The 19,024-nt window shown below is 70.3% G+C and carries 12 protein-coding genes; 6 read left to right on the forward strand and 6 right to left on the reverse strand.

The genetic code is table 11. The annotated features are described in order from the left end of the window. Positions 1-145: 145 nt before the first annotated feature. Positions 146-3,685, reverse strand: a complete 3,540-nt coding sequence (dnaE, locus tag ACIQ9E_RS19135) for a DNA polymerase III subunit alpha (protein ID WP_403708455.1) — start codon at positions 3,683-3,685, stop codon at positions 146-148. A 237-nt stretch (positions 3,686-3,922) separates the two neighbouring features. Between dnaE and ACIQ9E_RS19140 the strand changes: the two genes are divergently transcribed. From ACIQ9E_RS19140 to ACIQ9E_RS19155, 4 genes are all read left to right on the forward strand, one after another. After that, positions 3,923-5,281 (forward strand): DUF2252 domain-containing protein, encoded by a 1,359-nt coding sequence (locus tag ACIQ9E_RS19140; protein WP_403708457.1) that lies wholly within the window; start codon positions 3,923-3,925, stop codon positions 5,279-5,281. Between the two features lie 97 nt (positions 5,282-5,378). Then, complete coding sequence (locus tag ACIQ9E_RS19145) at positions 5,379-6,080, forward strand: hypothetical protein (protein ID WP_403708459.1); 702 nt, start codon at positions 5,379-5,381, stop codon at positions 6,078-6,080. A 203-nt stretch (positions 6,081-6,283) separates the two neighbouring features. Then, positions 6,284-7,111, forward strand: coding sequence for a thioredoxin domain-containing protein (locus ACIQ9E_RS19150; RefSeq protein WP_403708461.1), 828 nt, complete (start codon positions 6,284-6,286; stop codon positions 7,109-7,111). A gap of 182 nt (positions 7,112-7,293) precedes the next feature. Then, positions 7,294-8,946: an alkaline phosphatase D family protein gene (locus ACIQ9E_RS19155; protein WP_403708463.1), complete on the forward strand. Its 1,653-nt coding sequence runs from the start codon at positions 7,294-7,296 to the stop codon at positions 8,944-8,946. A 42-nt stretch (positions 8,947-8,988) separates the two neighbouring features. Here the strand turns inward: ACIQ9E_RS19155 and ACIQ9E_RS19160 are convergent, their stop codons facing one another. Then, a complete protein-coding gene (locus ACIQ9E_RS19160) occupies positions 8,989-9,651 on the reverse strand; it encodes a dienelactone hydrolase family protein (protein ID WP_403708465.1) in 663 nt (220 codons plus the stop codon). Positions 9,652-9,674: 23 nt separating this feature from the next. Between ACIQ9E_RS19160 and ACIQ9E_RS19165 the strand changes: the two genes are divergently transcribed. Then, positions 9,675-10,760, forward strand: a complete 1,086-nt coding sequence (locus ACIQ9E_RS19165) for a mechanosensitive ion channel family protein (protein WP_403708467.1) — start codon at positions 9,675-9,677, stop codon at positions 10,758-10,760. Positions 10,761-10,770: 10 nt separating this feature from the next. Here ACIQ9E_RS19165 and ACIQ9E_RS19170 read toward each other — a convergent pair whose 3' ends face one another. The 4 genes from ACIQ9E_RS19170 to ACIQ9E_RS19185 form a co-directional block, all read right to left on the reverse strand. Then, positions 10,771-12,357 (reverse strand): Na+/H+ antiporter, encoded by a 1,587-nt coding sequence (locus ACIQ9E_RS19170; RefSeq protein WP_403708469.1) that lies wholly within the window; start codon positions 12,355-12,357, stop codon positions 10,771-10,773. 328 nt (positions 12,358-12,685) lie between these two features. After that, complete coding sequence (locus ACIQ9E_RS19175) at positions 12,686-13,627, reverse strand: RluA family pseudouridine synthase (RefSeq protein WP_403708471.1); 942 nt, start codon at positions 13,625-13,627, stop codon at positions 12,686-12,688. A 64-nt stretch (positions 13,628-13,691) separates the two neighbouring features. After that, positions 13,692-14,261, reverse strand: a complete 570-nt coding sequence (gene lspA, locus ACIQ9E_RS19180) for a signal peptidase II (RefSeq protein WP_403708473.1) — start codon at positions 14,259-14,261, stop codon at positions 13,692-13,694. A gap of 55 nt (positions 14,262-14,316) precedes the next feature. Continuing rightward, on the reverse strand, positions 14,317-15,048 hold the full coding sequence (locus ACIQ9E_RS19185) for a TraR/DksA family transcriptional regulator (RefSeq protein ID WP_403708475.1): 732 nt from the start codon (positions 15,046-15,048) through the stop codon (positions 14,317-14,319). 557 nt (positions 15,049-15,605) lie between these two features. On the opposite strand from ACIQ9E_RS19185, the gene ileS reads away from it, so the two are divergent. Further along, entirely contained in the window at positions 15,606-18,743 is a 3,138-nt protein-coding gene (gene ileS, locus ACIQ9E_RS19190) for an isoleucine--tRNA ligase (RefSeq protein ID WP_403708477.1), read from the forward strand. Positions 18,744-19,024 lie beyond the last annotated feature (281 nt).

Here is a 19,024-nt window from a genome sequence, read left to right on the forward strand (position 1 = left end):
GGCCCGTGGCCCCGCGGCGGGGGGTGCCCCGCCCCCCCCCGCGGGTTTCGGCACTAACCGCCGGGCGTCATCGGGTTCGCGCAACTCAAAATTCGGGGGGCCCCCCCCCCCCCCCCCCCCCCCCTCCACTGCTGCCGGACGGAGGTCAGCCGGCCAGGCAGGACGGTCCGAGCAGGACCTTCAGATCTCCGAAGAGCGCGGGATCGGGCTGGACCCGGTGCCGGTCGAGCCGGAGGACGGTGGTGCTCCTCGGCCCCTGGAGCTTGATCCGTACCTCGGTGTTCCCCCGGTGGTGGCTGAGGATCTCCCCCAGCCTGGTGACCATCGGAGGGGTGACCTTCACGGTCGGAATGGTCACGATCACGGGCGCGTTGGTGCCCGCCGACGAGAGGTCCGGGACCATCAGCTCCATCGCGACCAGCCGGGGCACGTCCTCCCGCTTGTCGAGCCGCCCCTTGACGAAGACGACCGTGTCCTCGACCAGCTGGGTGGAGACGAGCTGATAGGTGGCGGGGAAGAACATGCACTCCAGGGATCCGGCGAGATCCTCGACGGTGGCGATGGCCCAGGCGTTGCCCTGCTTGGTCATCTTCCGCTGGAGGCCGGAGATGATGCCGCCGATGGTGACGACCGCGCCGTCGGCGTGTTCGCCGCCGGTGAGCTGGGAGATCGCGGCGTCCGATTTATCGGAGAGGACGTGCTCGATCCCGAAGAGCGGATGGTCGGAGACATAGAGTCCGAGCATCTCGCGCTCCTGCGCGAGGAGATAGGTCTTGTCCCACTCCACATCGGAGAACTCGACGTCCAGACCGAAGCCGGGTTCGTCGCTCTGCTCGTCGCCCATCCCGCCGAAGAGGTCGAACTGCCCCTCGGCCTCCTTGCGCTTGACCGCGACCACATTGTCGATCATGGGCTCGTGGTGGGCGACCAGGCTCTTGCGGGTGTGGCCCATCTCGTCGAAGGCCCCGGCCTTGATCAGCGATTCCACGGTCCGCTTATTGCAGACGACCGCCTCGACCTTGTCGAGGAAATCGGGGAAGGAGCTGTACTTCCCCTTGGACTTTCGGCAGCGGATGATGGAGTCGACGACATTGGTCCCGACATTCCGGACGGCGGAGAGGCCGAAGAGGATGATTTCGTCGCCCTGGGCCGCGAAGTTCGACTGGGATTCGTTGACATTGGGGGGCAGGACCTTGATGCCCATGCGCCGGCATTCGTTGAGATAGACCGCCGACTTGTCCTTGTCGTCCTTGACCGAGGTCAGCAGTGCCGCCATGTATTCGGCGGGGTAGTTCGCCTTGAGATAGGCGGTCCAGTAGGTGACCAGGCCGTACGCGGAGGAGTGCGCCTTGTTGAAGGCGTATCCGGCGAAGGGGACCAGCACGTCCCAGAGTGCCTGGACGGCCTCGTCCGAGTAGTTGTTCTTCCGGGCGCCCGCCTGGAAGATCGTGAAGTTCTTCGCCAGTTCCTCGGGCTTCTTCTTGCCCATGACGCGGCGGAGGATATCGGCCTCGCCGAGCGAATAGCCCGCGATGATCTGGGCGGCCTTCTGCACCTGCTCCTGGTAGACGATCAGGCCGTGGGTCAGGTCGAGAACCTCCCGGAGCGGCTCCTCCAGCTCCGGGTGGATGGGGGTGATCTCCTGCTGCTTGTTCTTCCGCAGCGCGTAGTTCGTATGGGAGTTCATTCCCATCGGGCCCGGCCGGTAGAGGGCCGAGACGGCGGAGATGTCCTCGAAGTTGTCGGGCTTCATCAGCCGCAGCAGCGACCGCATGGGACCGCCGTCGAACTGGAAGACGCCGAGCGTGTCACCGCGGCAGAGGAGTTCGTACGTCTTGGGGTCGTCCAGCGGTACGGCGAGCATCTCCAGCTCGATGCCCTTGTTCGCCTTCACCATCTTGACGGCGTCGTCCATGATGGTGAGGTTCCGCAGGCCGAGGAAGTCCATCTTCAGCAGGCCCAGCGACTCGCACTGCGGATAGTCCCACTGGGTGATGGTGACGCCGTCGGTGTGCCGGACCCAGACCGGGGCGTGGTCCACGATCGGCTCGCTGGACATGATCACGCCCGCCGCGTGCACACCCATCTGCCGGACCAGGCCCTCCACGCCCCGCGCGGTGTCGATGACCTTCTTGACGTCCGGCTCGTTCTCGTACATCCCCCGGATCTCCGCGGCCTCGCTGTAGCGGGGGTGCGAGGGGTCGGTGATGCCGGAGAGTTCGATGCCCTTGCCGAGGACGTCGGCGGGCATGGCCTTGGTGAGCCGGTCGCCCATGGCGTACGGATAGCCGAGGACCCGGGCGGAGTCCTTGATGGCGTTCTTCGCCTTGATCTTGCCGTAGGTACCGATCATGGCGACCTTGTCGGCGCCGTACTTCTCGGTCACGTACCGGATCACCTCGACGCGCCGACGCTCGTCGAAGTCGATGTCGACATCGGGCATCGAGATGCGCTCGGGGTTGAGGAACCGCTCGAAGATCAGCCCGTGCTCGATGGGGTCGAGGTCGGTGATGCCCATCGCGTACGCCACGATCGAACCGGCCGCGGAGCCACGGCCGGGGCCGACCGCGATGCCGTTGCGCTTGGCCCACATGATGAAGTCGGCGACCACGAGGAAGTACCCCGGGAAGCCCATGTCGATGATGACCGACATCTCGTACTCGGCCTGGCGGGCACGGTCGTCCGGGACGCCGCCGGGGAAGCGGCGCTCCATTCCGGAGCGGACCTCGGACTGGAACCAGGTGACCTCGGTGTACCCCTCGGGGATATCGAACTTCGGCATGAGGTTCCGCTCCTGGAACATGCCGGAGGTGTCGATCTGCTCCGCGACCAGCAGGGTGTTGCGGCAGCCCTCCTGCCAGGCCTCGGAGGAGTCGACCGCGTACATCTCGTCGGTCGACTTCAGGTAGTAGCCCGAGCCGTCGAACCGGAACCGGTCCGGGTCCGAGAGGTTCTTGCCGGTCTGGATGCAGAGCAGGGCGTCGTGGGCCGTCGACTCGTGGGAGTACGTGTAGTGGGAGTCGTTCGTGACCAGCGGGGGGATCCCGAGCTTCTTCCCGATCTCCAGCAGCCCGTCCCGGACCCGCCGCTCGATTTCGATGCCGTGGTCCATCAGCTCCAGGAAGTACCGGTCCCGGCCGAAGATGTCCTGGTAGTCGGAGGCCGCCTGGAGCGCCTCCTTCTCCTGCCCCAGCCGCAGCCGGGTCTGGAGTTCGCCGGAGGGGCAGCCGGTGGAGGCGATGAGCCCCTCGGACCACTGGGCGATGGTCTCCTTGTCCATCCGGGGCCACTTCTGGAGCCAGCCCTCGGCGTAGGCGTCGGAGGAGAGCCGGAAGAGGTTGTGCAGGCCCGTGCTGTTCGACGCCCAGATCGTCTTGTGGGTGTAACCGCCGGAACCGGAGACGTCGTCCCGCTTCTGGTGCGGCTGCCCCCATTGGATCTTCCGCTTGTTCCGCCGGGACTCCGGAGCGACGTACGCCTCGATCCCGATGATCGGCGTCACCCCCGCCTTCACCGCCTGGTGGAAGAAGTCGTACGCCCCGTGCAGATTCCCGTGGTCGGTCATCGCGATATGGGTCATGCCCATCTCGTTGCACGCGGCGAACATGTCCTTCAACCGCGCCGCACCGTCCAGCAGTGAGTACTGCGTGTGTACGTGCAGATGCGTGAAGGGCGGTTTCGTCACGGCGGGGGCCTCCAGAGAACGACGGGGCGGCGGGGCATACGGATGCGGAAGTGCCCGGGGGGACAGCGTCGAAGTCTACGACTCCCCGCCGACAGTCGCGGGGCGGTGGCGTACACCCGCCATCGCCGTCGCGACGGGCACCTCCGGCGGGCGCCGGGCGTTGGAGAGGGCGGAGACCGCTCTCCCCCGGCCCCGGCCGGGACTCTCGATCCACCCCTTCGCAGGAGGCACGCACCGATGCCCGTTCCGCACCCCGCCGAGATCACGGCCCACGAGCGCGGCGAGGAGATCCTCGCCGTCTTCGGTACGGCCTTCGGCGAGCTTCTGGCCGCCGATCCGGCCGCCTTCCGGGTCAAGTTCCGGAAGATGGCCGCCTCGGCCTTCGCCTTCTACCGGGGGACGGCCTGCCTCTTCTACCACGACCTGGAGCGGGAGCACACGGACCGCGGCGACGGCGCGATCGCCGCCGGGCCGTATCTCGACGAGCGGACCGGCCGGGTGTGGATCCACGGCGATCTCCACGCGGAGAACTTCGGCACCTATATGGACTCCACCGGCCGGCTGATCTTCAACGTCAACGATTTCGACGAGGCCTATGTGGGCCCCTTCACCTGGGATCTGAAGCGGCTCGCGGCCTCCCTGGCGCTGATCGGCTACACCAAGGCCCTCTCCGACCGGCAGATCACCGAGCTGGTCCAGATCTTCGCCGCCGCCTACCGGGAGCGGATCAGCGCCCTGGCCACCGGCGCGCGGGGGGACGAGGTGCCGCCGTTCACCCTGGACACCGCGGAGGGCCCGCTGCTCGACGCGCTCCGTGACGCCCGGTCGCTAACCCGCTTCTCGCTGCTGGACTCGATGACCGAGATCCGTGACTTCGAACGGCGCTTCGCCCCCGGCGGCGGCTCCATCGAGCTGGACGCGGCCACCCGGTACAAGGTGCTGGCGGCCTTCGACGGCTATCTGGAGACGCTGCCCGAGTCCAGCCTGGCCCGCCCCGACTCGTACCGGGTGAAGGACGTGGTGGGGCGGCGCGGGATCGGTATCGGCTCGGCCGGACTGCCCTCGTACAACATCCTGCTGGAGGGCACCAGCGACGCCCTGGAGAACGACGTCGTGATCTATATGAAGCAGGCGCAGACCCCGGCCGTCTCGCGGCACATCACGGACCCGGCGGTCCGGGGCTACTTCCACCACGAGGGCCACCGCACGGTGATCTCCCAGCGCGCCCTCCAGGACCATGCCGACCCCTGGCTGGGCTGGACCGAGCTGGACGGCTCCGGTCAGCTCGTCGCCGAGGTCTCGCCGTACGCGGTGGACCTGGACTGGTCCGATCTCGACGATCCGGTCCAGATCGCGGCGGTCGTCGCCGATCTCGGCCGGGCCACCGCCACGATGCACGGCGCCGCGGACGACGAGAGCGGCCATTCACTGGTCCCGTTCTCCACCGAGCGGGCCATCGACGCGGCGATTGCGGCGGACGAGGAAGGTTTTGCGAAACTGCTGGTCGACTTCGCCCACGCCTACGGCAGCCGGGCCCGGCGCGACCACCAGATCTTCGTCGACCTCTTCCGGAACGGCCGGATACCCGGCCTCTGACCTGCTCCGGGGCACCGGGGGACGGCCCGGTCCCGGGGCGGTAGCACGCCAGGATCTTTAAGCCGTCTTTCACACAGTCATGGCACACTCGCAGGCAATGGACGTTTCGGGAAAGCGGCTGAGAGCGCTGCGGGCGGCGATCTTCACGGCAGTGGTCGTGACGCTGTCCGCCGCCTCGCACGTACTGCTGTCCCGGGCCCCGCTGCCGTGGTTCACGGTCGCCGCACTGGCGGCCGGCGTCTTCGCCGTCGCCTACGCCCTCTCGGGCCGTGAGCGCGGCTTCTGGCGGATCGCGGGTCTGCTGGTGCCGCTGGAGCTGGCCGCCGACACCGTTTTCAACGGCAGCCAGAACGCCTGTTACGGCCCCGGCGGCGGACCGGTCACCGGCTCCCTGCGGGCCCTCGGGCTCGATGTGCTCTGCAGCGGCCCGGTCGGCGGGCCGCTGCCCGGTGTGGCGGGTATCACCGGCGCGGGCGGCAGCGGTACCAGCCTGCTGTCCTCCCCCGGACCCGCCACCCCCTGGCTGCTGCTCGCCGTCCACATCACGGTCGGCCTGCTGGCGTCCCTCTGGCTGTGGCAGGGCGAGGCCGCCCTCGCCGGCCTGCTGCGGACCGTCGAGGCGTACGCCTTCCGTCCGCTGCTGCTGGCCGTCGCCGTCGTGGTCGCGGTCTGCCACCAGGTCCGCCGGGGGCCGCGCCCCGCGCCCCTGCGGGCCACCTTCCGCACCCTGCTGCTGGTGCATGCGCTCGGACGGCGAGGTCCCCCGCGCCGGCCGGCCGGCCTCGCGCTCGCCGCGTAGCCTCCGGTCACCCTCCGCGCCCGCTCGTCCGGCCCGTCCGGCCGTCACGGCGCGCCGACCGGTGTGCTCCGTCATGCGCACGCCCCCGGGCGCTTCCACACATCCGGCGCAGAGCCCCTTGCGCCGTCCCGGAAGCCGCCCTCGCCCACTCTCACCACATCGTCCGTATCCGACGGATACGTCCCCACCCGGAGTGAATCCTCATGAGCGCACGGAACAGCAAGACGAACAAGACCGCGGCCCGCGAGCGGATCAGGCTGGAGCGCGAGCAGCAGGCCAAGAAGGAGCGGACGCGCCGCCGGCTGATCGTGGCCGGGTCCACGGTCGCGGTCCTCGCCCTCGCCGCCGGTATCGGCTACGGCGTGATGCAGGCCAACGAGCCCGACGCCTGGGAGTCGGCCAAGGACGCCAAGACCGTCACCGCCCCGAAGAACACCAGCGGCGAGAACGGCACGACCGTCGTCATCGGCAAGCCGGCGGCGAAGAAGACGCTGGAGGTGTACGAGGACTCGCGCTGCCCGGCCTGTGCCTCCTTCGAGCAGGCCGTGGGCGAGACCATGAAGCAGGACGTCGCCGCGGGCAAGTACAAGGTCCAGTACGTCGGCGCCACCTTCATCGACAACGCCACCCGCGGCGAGGGCTCGAAGAACGCGCTCAGCGCGCTGGGCGCGGCGCTCGATGTCAGCCCGGAGGCGTTCAGCGACTACAAGGCCGCCCTCTACTCGAAGCAGTTCTTCCCCACCGAGAGCAAGGACGACTTCGCGAAGGACTCCTATCTGCTGAAGGTGGCGGACTCGGTTCCGGCCCTCAAGGACAACGCGGCGTTCGAGAAGAACGTCAAGGACGGAACCTTCGACGCCTGGGCGATGAAGATGTCGGCGAAGTTCGACAAGAGCGATATCAAGGGCACTCCGTCGCTGAAGATGGACGGTAAGAAGATCAACGCCGAGGGTTCGGAGAACACCCCGATGACGGTGGCCGAATACCGTGCGGCGGTCGACAAGGCACTGAGCGCCGGCACGGCGAGCTGATTGCCGGACGTACGGCGGCGGCCCCGGGAACCCCGTGTTCCCGGGGCCGCCGCCGTATCCGGCGCCCCCCGGGCGGGCGGAAGCCCCCGGATGTCCGGAAACCGTAGCTGTTCCGCCACGACACTCCCGGAGCGGCCGCAAGACGACCCGATCGGCCCTACTTCCCGGTAATCTGACGGGCCGTGACCAGTCGACTTCCGTCAACTCCCAGCCGCCGCACGGTCGTCAAGGCCGCTGCCGCCACCGCGGCCGTACCCGCGGTCCTGCCCGCCGCAAGCCCCGCCCTCGCCGCCGGGCCGCGCTCCTCGCCCACCGTCTTCCGTCACGGCGTCGCCTCCGGCGATCCCCTGCCCGACGGCGTCCTGCTGTGGACCCGGGTGACCCCCACCGACGACGCCCTCCCCGGCTCCGGCCTCGGTCCCGACACCCCCGTCGTCTGGGAGGTCGCCGAGGACCGGGAGTTCACCCGGATCACCTCCCGCGGCGCGACCACCGCCCGCGCCGCCGGCGACCACACGGTCAAGGCCGATGTCCGCGGGCTCCGCCCGGGGACCGCCTACTGGTTCCGGTTCACGGCCGGGGAGGCCGTGTCCCCGGCCGGCCGCACCCGTACCGCCCCGCCCGCCGACGCAGCCGTGGACCGGCTCCGTCTCGGCGTGGTGTCCTGCGCCAACTGGGAGGCCGGCTGGTTCTCCGCGTACCGCCATCTCGCCGCCCGGACCGATCTCGACGCCGTCCTCCATCTCGGGGACTATCTCTACGAGTACGCCACCGGCACCTATCCGAAGCCGGCCGAGGTGGTCCGCCGCCATGTGCCGGAGCACGAGATCGTCGCCCTCGCCGACTACCGGCTGCGGCACGCCGTGTACAAGACCGATCCCGATCTCCAGGCGCTGCACGCAGCCCATCCCGTGATCGCCATATGGGACGACCACGAGATCGCCAACGACGCCTGGTCGGGCGGTGCCGAGAACCACACCCCGGGCACCGAGGGCGATTTCGCGGTACGTGCGGCCGCGGCCCGGCAGGCGTACTTCGAGTGGATGCCGGTCCGCGCCTCCACCGAGGGCACGGTCTACCGCAGGGTCCGCTTCGGCAGGCTCGCCGATCTGCACCTGCTGGACCTGCGCTCCTTCCGCTCCCGGCAGTCGGGCTTCGGCAGCGGGGCGGTGGACGACCCGGAGCGGACGATCACCGGCCGCGCCCAGCTCGACTGGCTGAAGGCGGGGCTCGCCGGATCGGATGCGGACTGGCAGCTCGTCGGCACCTCCGTGATGATCTCCCCGGTGGCCTTCGGCGCGCTCCCGGCCCGGCTGCTCGCCCCCGTGGCCGAGCTGCTCGGACTGCCGAAGGAGGGCCTGGCCATCAGCACCGACCAGTGGGACGGCTACACCGACGACCGCCGGGAACTCCTGGGCCATCTGACCGGGCAGGGCATCGGGAACACCGTCTTCCTCACCGGCGACATCCATATGGCCTGGGCGACCGAGGTGCCCGCGAGGGCGGCGACCTATCCGGCGTCGGGCTCGGTGGCCACCGAGTTCGTGGTCACCTCGGTCTCCTCGGACAATCTGGACGATCTGCTGAAGGTGCCGCCGCGCACGGCATCCGTGATCGCCGCGACCGCGATCAGGGCCGCCAACCGGCATGTGAAGTGGGTGGACATGGACGGCCACGGGTACGGCGTCCTCGATATCACCGCCGAACGCTCGCAGATGGACTACTACGTCGTATCGGACCGCACCGACCGGAACGCGACCTCGGCCTGGGCCCGGTCCTACCGCACCCGGAGCGGAACGCAGAAGGTCGAGCGGGTGGACGCACCGGTCCGCTGACATCCCGGGTACGGGCCCGCGGCCGGCGGGCCCGTACCGCGGTCAGCCCTGCCCACCGCTCCCATCGGCCGCAGCAGCCCCATCCGTCCGGGCGCCTCCGTCGTGCCGGGCGGGCTCATCATGCCGGGCGGTCTCGCCGAGTTCGCCGAGGAAGGCCAGCACCGCACGCCAGGTCCGCTCCGCCGCCTCCTCGTCCCAGTCCGGCAGCCCGGGGTCGGTGTACAGATGCCCGGCCCCCGGATACCGGTGGACCTCCACCTCGGCCCCCGCCCGGCCCATCCCGAGATACCAGGCCGTCTGCCAGTCGTGCGGCTCGAAGGCGTCCGGATCGGCGATATGGAACTGGACCGGGAGCCCGTCGGTGGTCGCGTCCGGCGCAAGGTCCGAGGTCCCGTGCAGCAGCACCAGACCCCGTGCCCGCTCGTCGCCGAGCGCCAGATTCTGCGCGATCGAAGCGCCCAGCGACAGCCCGGCGTAGACCAGTCCGCCCTCCGAGTGCGGGGCGGCCGCGGTCACCGCCCGCCGGAGCAGTTCGTCCCGCCCCACCTCGTCCTGGAAGACCCTGGCCTCCTCGACCGTGCCGAAAACCCGCCCCTCGAACAGATCGGGCGTCCACACCCGGTGCCCCGCCCCCTCCAGACGGGCGGCAGCCGCCCGCACCGCGGGCCGCAGACCGTAGGCGGAATGAAAAAGCATGATGTCCATCGGGTCAGGTTACGTTCCCTGATATGGAGAACGCGCTACGCCCTTGGATCGTCATCGGCGGCTCGGTCGTCCTCACCCTGCTGGTGGGCTGGGCCGTCGACCGCCTGTTGAAACGTGCCGACGCCCGGCACTCCGACACCCCGCTGTGGGGACTGCTGCGCCGCGGCCGCCCCGCGCTCCAGTTCGTGCTCTGCGCTGCGCTGCTGAGAGGCGCGTACCGGCAGAGCGGCATCGGGATCGTGGAACGCCACGAGCGCGGTATCGGCCAGGTGCTGACGCTGGTGCTGATCGGGGCCTCGGCCTGGCTGGTGGTCCGGGTGGCGGCCGCGATCGTCGAATCCGCCTACCGCCGGTACGCGGCCGGGGCCGGTGATCCGGCCCGGGTCCGCCGGGTCCGTACCCAGGTCACCCTGATCCAGCGGGTGGTGATCGCCGTCGTCGGCGTGGTCGCCTGCGCGGCGATGCTGCTGACGTTCCCCGCGATGCGGGGCGTCGGGGCCTCGATGCTGGCCTCGGCCGGGGTCCTCGGCATCGTCGCGGGCGTCGCCGCCCAGTCCACCCTCGGCAACCTCTTCGCCGGACTCCAGATCGCCTTCGGCGACATGGTGCGGATCGGGGACACGGTGGTCGTCGACGGGGAGTGGGGCATCGTCGAGGAGATCACCCTCACCGCGCTCACCGTCCGCACCTGGGACGAGCGGCGGATCACCATGCCCGTCTCGTACTTCACGGCGAAACCGTACGAGAACTGGTCCCGCGGCAGTATCCGGATGACCGGCTCGGTCTTCTTCCACCTGGACCATTCGGCGCCGGTCGGCCTGATGCGGCAGCGGCTCGCCGAGATCGTCGGAGCGCATCCGGCGTGGGACCGCCGGGACCAGTCGCTCGCGGTCACCGACACCACCCCGTCGACGATCCTGGTCCGGGCCGTGGTCACCGCGAAGGATCCGGACGATCTGTGGACCATCCGGTGCGAGGTCCGGGAGCGGATGATCACCTGGTTGTACGAGGAGCATCCGTACGCCCTGCCCCGGATCGCCACCGTGCCCGCACCGGGCACGTCGCGGGACCGGGCGGACGTGGGACACCAGCGCTCCGGCGAGGACTGACCCGCCCCGGTCAGCGCAGGCTGCGGACGTCCAGATGCCGGAGCACCCGGTCCACGATCTCCGGATCGGCGCCCGGTTCGCTGCGGGCCGCGAGCACCTCGTGCCGGGCGGCCGACAGCATCTCCCGCTGGATGCGCTGGACCGTCCGCAGCCGCTCCACCCGCCGGGCGTGGAAATCGCGGCGCTCCTCGTCGAGGAGGTCGGGGCTGATCCGCGCCCCCACGTCGTAGGCCGCCCGGTGCAGCCGTTCGCTGACCTCCTCCGGCAGCTCCTCGACCTCTTCGATCTCCCTGAGCCGGTGCCGGGCGGCCTGTGCGGCGCGCAGTGCCAACCGGTGCTCCAACTCGCGCTCCTTGTCGGTGTCGGACCGTACCCCGAGCCGTTTGACCAGCCAGGGCAGGGTCAGCCCCTGGAGCAGCAGAGTCGACAGGATCACCACGAAGGCGATGAACACGATCTCGTCCCGGCCCGGAAAGGGGCTGCCGTCGTCCGTGGTCAGCGGGATCGCGAGGGCCAGGGCGACGGAGGCGACCCCCCTCATCCCCGACCACCACACGACGACGGTCTCCCGCCAGGAGACCGGGATGTCCTCGTCGTAGTCCCGTTTGCCGTGCAGTCGCTTGGCCAGCCAGGTCGCGGGCAGCAGCCAGAGCAGCCGCACCCCGATCACCACGACGGTGGTGATCGCACCCCAGCCGAGCATCCGCAGCACCTGGCCGTCGGCCGTACCGAAGACATTGCGCAGCTCCAGGCCGATCAGCCCGAAGGCGGCACCGGTCACCAGGATGTCCACAATGCCCCAGAAGGTATTTCCGGCCAGCCGTCCCATCACGTCATCCGCGTCGGCCGCGTGCTCGGCGAGGAAGAGCGCGGTGGTGAGGACGGCGAGCACACCGGAGCCGTGCAGTTCCTCGGTGACGACATAGCTCACGAACGGCACCATCAGGGTGAGCCCCACCTGGAGCGTCGCATCCCCCAGATAGCCCATCAGCCGGTTGGAGAGCCAGCCGGTGGCGACCCCGACCGCGACGGCGACGACCGCCGACAGCACGAGCTGCCAGGCCGCCGACGGCAGCGAGAAGGAGCCCGTGACCGCGGCGGCGATCGCCACGTGGTACAGCACGATCGCCGTGACGTCGTTGAACAGCCCCTCGCCCTCCAGGGTCGACACCAGCCGCCGGGGCAGCCCCAGCCGGCCCGCGACGGCGGTCGCGGCGACCGGGTCCGGGGGCGCGACCAGGGCGCCGAGCGCGACCGCGGCGGCGATCGGCAGCCCGGGGACCAGCGCGCCGACGACGAACGCGACCGCGGCCGTCGTCACAAAGACCAGGGCGACCGCGAGCAGCAGGATCGCCCGGAGATTCGCGGTGAACTGCCGCCACGAGGTGCGCTGCACCGCCGCGTACAGCAGGGGCGGCAGTACGAGCGGCAGGATGAACTCGGGCGGGATATCGACGTTCGGTACGAAGGGGAGGAACGCGACACCCGCGCCGACAAGGGTCATCAGCACGGGCGCGGGAAGGTCGAGACGGTCCCCGAGCGGAACGGTCACGACGGCCCCGAACATGAGCCCCAGCACCAAGGCGACCTGCTCCACACGCCCCCTCCGGGCCGACGAGGCCCCCAGAGTGACACGTTCGCCCCACTATGCCGGTTTTCTCCTGTGCCGTGTCGCTCCCGGGGGCGGGCCACGCCGAGGGCCGCGGGTCCTGGGGGGCGGGCACTACCTGGGGGGGGCGGGGGTCGGATGTCCGGCCGCGGGCCGTCGTGGGCCGTTCGCGCAGTTCCCCGCGCCCCTCGGTTACCTGCCTCGCCGCCCCTGCCGAGTGAAGCGCCCGCAGCCCTGGGGGAGCCCGAGGCGCAGGAGCCGCCCGCAACCCGCGGGCAACGGCGCGCCCGGGGCCCGGGCCCCTGAGTGGTGAGCGCTACGCGCTCTCGGCCGCGATACGGTCCAGCGCCGACTGCAAGTCCTCCGGGTACCCGCTCGCGTACTCCACCCAGCGCCCGTCCGACGGGTGCTCGAAGCCCAGCCGTACCGCGTGCAGCCACTGCCGGGTGAGCCCGAGCCGCTTCGCCATGGTCGGGTCCGCGCCATAGGTGAGGTCGCCCACGCAGGGGTGCCGGTGCGCGGACATATGGACGCGGATCTGGTGGGTGCGGCCGGTCTCCAGCTTGATGTCCAGCAGGGAGGCCGCCCGGAAGGCCTCCATCAGGTCGTAGTGGGTGACCGAAGGCTTGCCGTCCGCGGTCACGGCCCACTTGTAGTCGTGGTTGGGGTGCCGTCCGATCGGTGCGTCGATCGTGCCGCTCATGGGGTCCGGGTGTCCCTGCACCAGCGCGTGGTAGCGCTTGTCGACCGTACGCTCCCGGAACTGCTGCTTCAGCAGGGTGTACGCCCGCTCGGACTTGGCGACGACCATCAGCCCGCTGGTGCCGACGTCGAGGCGGTGCACGATGCCCTGCCGCTCGGCGGCGCCGGAGGTGGAAATCCGGTAGCCCGCGGCGGCGAGCCCGCCGATCACGGTCGGGCCGGTCCAGCCGGGGCTGGGGTGCGCGGCGACCCCGACGGGCTTGACGATCACCACGATGTCGTCGTCGTCGTGGACGATCTCCATTCCTTCGACGGGCTCCGCCACGATCTGTACGGGCGCGGCCGCCTGCGGCATCTCGACCTCCAGCCAGGCGCCGCCGTGAACCCGCTCGCTCTTGCCGACCACGGCACCGTCGACCTGCACCTTCCCCGCCGCGGCAAGCTCCGCCGCCTTCGTACGGGAGAAACCGAACATCCGGGAGATGGCGGCGTCGACGCGCTCGCCTTCCAGGCCGTCCGGTACGGGCAGGGTGCGGATCTCGGGAAGCGTACTCACCCGTCCGAGTATGCCTTGCCCGGCGGACCGGGAAGGACCGCCGGACGTCCGGGACGGGGCGCGCTCAGTCCTTGTGGACGGTCCCGTCGGGGTCGAGACCCCGGAAGGAGAGGATGACGATGAGGATGCCGCCGCAGACGATCGCGGTGTCGGCCAGGTTGAAGACGGCGAAGTGCGCGGGGGCGATGAAGTCGACGACGGCGCCCTTGAAGACCCCGGGGGACCGGAAGATCCGGTCGGTGAGGTTCCCGAGCGCACCGCCGAGGAGCAGTCCGAGGGCGATGGCCCAGGGAAGGCTGTAGAGCTTCCGGGCCAGCCGGACGATCACGATGATCACCACGGCCGCGATGGCGGTGAAGATCACGGTGAAGGCCTCGCCGATACCGAAGGCGGCGCCCGGGTTCCGTACCGCCGTGAACTTCAGCAGATCGCCGACGATCTCGATGGACGGCCGGTGCTCCAGCTTGGCGACCACGATGGTCTTGCTGATCAGGTCGATCAGATAGGCGACCACCGCGACACCGACGAGCACGGCGATCCTGCGCCGGCCCTTGGGCTGCTCGGCGGGGGCCGCCGCCGCGCCGGCCTCGGCTTCGTTGTCCGGCGTACCGATGATGCGCTCCGCCTCTGCCACGTGTGTCCCTCAACCTAGGTCAATGTGTCCACGAGGGTACGTCACGCCCGTGGGCTCAGCCCCGCCGCTCCTGCTTCTGCTTGCACTCCACACAGAGGGTGGCCCGCGGGAAGGCCTGCATCCGGGCCTTGCCGATGGGCTTGCCGCAGTTCTCGCAGATCCCGTAGGTCCCGGCGTCGAGCCGCAGCAGGGCCCGCTCGGTCTGTTCCAGCGTTTCGCGGGCGTTCGCCGCCAGGGCCAGCTCGTGCTCGCGGGTGATGTTCTTGGTGCCGGTGTCGGCGTCGTCGTCGCCCGCGCCGTTGCCGGAATCCCGCATCAGTCCGGCCAGGGCCGCCTCGGAGGCGGTCCGCTCGGCGTTGAGCCGGGCGATGTCCGCCGTGAGCACGGCGCGGGCCTCGGCGACTTCCTCCGGGGTCCACGGCTCCTCGCCGGGCCGTACCGCCAGCTCGTCGGCGGGTGCCGCCGCCGCGCGGGCGGTGGGCACCGCCGTGGGGCTCTCTCCGACGGCCACGGTCTTCTTCGCTCCCACTGTCCTGGCTCCTGTCTTTTTCGCAGCCTTCTTCGCAGTTTTAGCCGCTTTCGCGGTTTTCGCAGCCTTGGCCGCCTTCGCGGGCCCCGTCGCCGCCTTCTTCACGGCGACCTTCTTCACGGCCTTCTTCGCCGCTTTCTTCGCCGGTGCCGCTTTCTTCGCGGGAGCCGCTTTCTTCGCGGGGGCCTTCCCCTGCTGCTCCTCCGCCGCGGCTCCGGGCGCAGCGGTTCTCTTCGCAGCGGTCTTCTTCGCCACCATGGCCGCGGCCCCTTCACATACTGTGATCTTGCACGCGAATCGTGCTGGGACGATAAATCGACCCGGGTCCCGCGGCAAACGGGGCACGCCGCCTTCGGGGCCGCCCCGGAGCGGGCGAGACGGACCTGCATCCGTTGTGCCCGGCTCCCCGCCGGGTAATCCGCCCCCGCGGCGGCGCCCCGGCCGCCGTACCGGCCGGTCTGGACCGTTCGGGTCGGCCCCGACCCCCGGCGGAGCCCGCCGGAAAGGCAGCGGAAAAGGTGTACGGGAACCCGTACACTGGGCGGAGCGAAAGGCTTGGATGGGGACGAGTAGCGTCGTACGCAGCCATGAGCGACCCGGGGACGGTGCGAGCCCGGGGGCGAGCGCGGCGTGAAGGATCACCCCGGAGCTGCCGGAAGAAAGCCGCGGGCCTGCCCCGTGCGGCCATTAGACCCGGCCTCGCGACCCAATGAGGGGGCGGCGCGCCGTGCGCCGCCAAGGAGGGTGGTACCGCGGGAGCCGGAGGCTCTCGTCCCTCCGACGGAAGAGAATCTGTCCGCCGGAGGAGTTCGCCCATGACACCCCCGCAGTACCGCCCGGTGCCCGCCCAGGTCGATCTGCCCGCGCTGGAGCACGCCGTGCTCGACTTCTGGCGCGAGAACAAGGTCTTCGCCCAGAGCCTCGCCCGCTCGGAGGGCCGCCCGGAGTGGGTCTTCTACGAGGGCCCCCCGACCGCCAACGGCATGCCCGGCGCACACCACATCGAGGCCCGCGTCTTCAAGGACGTCTTCCCCCGCTTCCGTACGATGCGCGGATACCACGTCGCCCGGAAGGCCGGCTGGGACTGCCACGGCCTGCCCGTGGAGCTGGCCGTCGAGAAGGAGCTGGGCTTCTCCGGCAAACAGGACATCGAGGCGTACGGCATCGCCGAGTTCAACGCCAAATGCCGCGAGTCGGTGACCCGGCACACCGACGCCTTCGCCGAGCTGACCGAGCGCATGGGCTACTGGGTCGACCTCGACGACGCCTACTGGACGATGAAGCCGGAGTACATCGACTCCGTCTGGTGGTCGCTGAAGCAGATCTTCGACAAGGGCCTGCTGGTGCAGGACCACCGGGTCGCGCCCTGGTGCCCCCGCTGCGGTACGGGGCTGTCCGACCACGAGCTGGCGCAGGGGTACGAGACGGTCGTCGACCCCTCGGTCTACGTCCGCTTCCCGCTGACCTCGGGTCCCCTGGCGGGAGAGGCGTCGCTGCTGGTGTGGACGACGACCCCGTGGACCCTGGTGTCGAACACCGCCGTGGCCGCCCACCCGGATGTCACCTACACGGTCGCGACCGACGGTACGGAGAAGGTCGTCGTCGCCGAGCCGCTGCTGGCCAAGGCGCTGGGCGAGGGCTGGGAGCCGACCGGGCAGTCGTTCACCGGCGCCGAGATGGAGCGGTGGACCTACCGGCGCCCCTTCGACCTGGTGGACTTCCCGGCGCCCGCGCACTTCGTGGTCAACGCCGACTATGTGACCACCGAGGACGGTACGGGTCTGGTCCACCAGTCCCCTGCCTTCGGTGAGGACGACCTCAAGGTCTGCCGCGCCTACGGTCTGCCGGTGGTCAACCCGATCCGCCCCGACGGCACCTTCGAGGAGGACCTGCCGCTGGTCGGCGGGGTCTTCTTCAAGAAGGCCGACGAGTCGCTGACCGCCGACCTCGACGCCCGCGGGCTGCTCTTCCGGCATGTGCCGTACGAGCACAGCTACCCGCACTGCTGGCGCTGCCACACCGCTCTCCTCTATTACGCGCAGCCGTCGTGGTACATCCGCACCACCGCGGTCAAGGACCGGCTGATCGAGGAGAACGAGAACACGAACTGGTTCCCGGACTCGGTCAAGCACGGCCGCTTCGGCGACTGGCTCAACAACAACGTCGACTGGGCGCTCTCCCGCAACCGCTACTGGGGTACCCCGCTGCCGATCTGGCGCTGTGAAGAGGGCCACCTCACCTGCGTCGGCTCGCGCGCCGAACTCTCCGGGCTGACCGGCAGCGACCAGTCGGGGCTCGACCCGCACCGCCCGTTCATCGACGACGTCACCTTCGACTGCCCGCAGTGCGCCGGTACGGCGACCCGGGTGCCCGAGGTCATCGACGCCTGGTACGACGCCGGTTCCATGCCGTTCGCGCAGTGGGGCTACCCGTACCACAACAAGGAACTCTTCGAGAAGCGCTACCCGGCGCAGTTCATCTCCGAGGCCATCGACCAGACCCGCGGCTGGTTCTACACCCTGATGGCGGTCGGCACCCTGGTCTTCGACAAGTCGTCGTACGAGAACGTGGTCTGCCTCGGCCATATCCTCGCCGAGGACGGCCGGAAGATGTCCAAGCATCTGGGCAATATCCTCCAGCCGATCCCGCTGATGGACCAGCACGGCGCGGACGCGGTCCGCTGGTTCATGGCCGCGGGCGGTTCGCCTTGGTCGGCGCGGCGCGTGGGGCACTCCACGATCCAGGAAGTGGTCCGCAAGACCCTGCTCACCTACTGGAACACCGTTGCCTTCCAGGCGCTGTACGCGCGCACCGCGGGCTGGGCCCCGTCCGCCGCCGACCCGGCGCCGGCCGACCGCCCGGTGCTGGACCGCTGGCTGCTCGGCGAGCTGAACACCCTGGTCGAGCAGGTCACGGACGCGATGGAGGGGTACGACACCCAGCGCGCCGGAAAACTGCTGTCGTCCTTCGTCGACGATCTGTCGAACTGGTACGTGCGCCGCTCGCGGCGCCGCTTCTGGCAGGGGGACGCGGCCGCGCTGCGCACCCTGCACGAGGTCGTCGAGACGGTGACGCGGCTGATGGCCCCGCTGACACCGTTCATCACCGAGCGGGTCTGGCAGGATCTGGTCGTCCCGGTCACCCCGGGCGCGCCCGATTCGGTGCATCTGACCGACTGGCCGCAGGCCGACGGCTCGGCCGTCGACCCGGAGCTGTCCCGGCAGATGGTGCTGGTACGGCGGCTGGTCGAGCTGGGCCGGGCGACCCGCGCGGAGTCGGGCGTCAAAACCCGGCAGCCGCTGTCGCGCGCGCTGGTGGCGGCGACCGGTTTCGAGGCGCTCTCCCCCGAGTTGCACGCGCAGATCACCGAGGAGCTGAACGTCTCGTCGCTGGCGTCGCTCGCCGAGGTCGGCGGTTCGCTGGTCGACACCACCGCGAAGGCGAACTTCCGGGCGCTGGGCAAGCGGTTCGGCAAGGGGGTGCAGGCGGTGGCCCGCGCGGTCGCGGAGACCGACGCGGCGGCGCTGGCCCTGGCGCTGCGCGGGGGCGAGGCGTCGCTGGAGGTCGAGGGCGAGACCATCACTCTGACCCCGGACGAGGTGTTCATCACCGAGACCCCGCGCGAGGGCTGGTCCGTGGCGTCGGAATCGGGTGCCACCGTCGCCCTGGACCTGGAGATCACGCCCGAGCTGCGGCTCGCCGGTCTGGCCCGGGACGCGATCCGGCTCATCCAGGAGGCCCGTAAGAACAGCGGTCTCGATGTCGCGGACCGGATCGCGGTGGTGTGGACATCGCCGCAGGACGAGACGGTACGGGCGCTGAACGAGCACGCCGCGCTGATCGCGGACGAGGTTCTCGCGGCCTCCTTCGCGAGCGCCGCCGCGGACGCTTCGTACGGCCCCGCCTTCACGGACGAATCCCTCGGGCTCACCTTCCACCTGCGCAAGGTCTGACCTCGGAGCGTCGGTGGCCGGTAGCCCTGCCGGGTCCGGCCACCCGGTGGCCCTCGGCGGGCGGACCCGACAGGGATCCCGGCCCGCTGAGCCGCGATTCCACGGTCACAGCCCGGGGCCCGCACGGGCCCGGACCGTCCGCCCCGGCCGAGCCCCCGTTGCCCCCGGCACCGGAAACGCCGTATTCCCCACCGCCCGGTGGGGGATACGGCGTTTCCGTATCGCCGCCCGCAGGGCACCCGGTACACCAAAGGGCCGGGCCCGGACGGATGTCCGGGCCC

It is taken from the genome of Streptomyces sp. NPDC094448, from assembly GCF_044763775.1.
In the GTDB taxonomy this organism is placed as follows: domain Bacteria; phylum Actinomycetota; class Actinomycetes; order Streptomycetales; family Streptomycetaceae; genus Streptomyces.

What these genes read in the sequence shown, in the direction of transcription:
- ACIQ9E_RS19140 (WP_403708457.1), top strand. Translation starts at nt 3,923, where the DNA reads ATGCCCGTTCCGCACCCCGCCGAGATCACGGCCCACGAGCGCGGCGAG.
- ACIQ9E_RS19145 (WP_403708459.1), top strand. Translation starts at nt 5,379, where the DNA reads ATGGACGTTTCGGGAAAGCGGCTGAGAGCGCTGCGGGCGGCGATCTTC.
- ACIQ9E_RS19150 (WP_403708461.1), top strand. Translation starts at nt 6,284, where the DNA reads ATGAGCGCACGGAACAGCAAGACGAACAAGACCGCGGCCCGCGAGCGG.
- ACIQ9E_RS19160 (WP_403708465.1), bottom strand. Translation starts at nt 9,651, where the DNA reads ATGGACATCATGCTTTTTCATTCCGCCTACGGTCTGCGGCCCGCGGTG.
- ACIQ9E_RS19165 (WP_403708467.1), top strand. Translation starts at nt 9,675, where the DNA reads ATGGAGAACGCGCTACGCCCTTGGATCGTCATCGGCGGCTCGGTCGTC.
- ACIQ9E_RS19185 (WP_403708475.1), bottom strand. Translation starts at nt 15,048, where the DNA reads ATGGTGGCGAAGAAGACCGCTGCGAAGAGAACCGCTGCGCCCGGAGCC.
- ileS (WP_403708477.1), top strand. Translation starts at nt 15,606, where the DNA reads ATGACACCCCCGCAGTACCGCCCGGTGCCCGCCCAGGTCGATCTGCCC.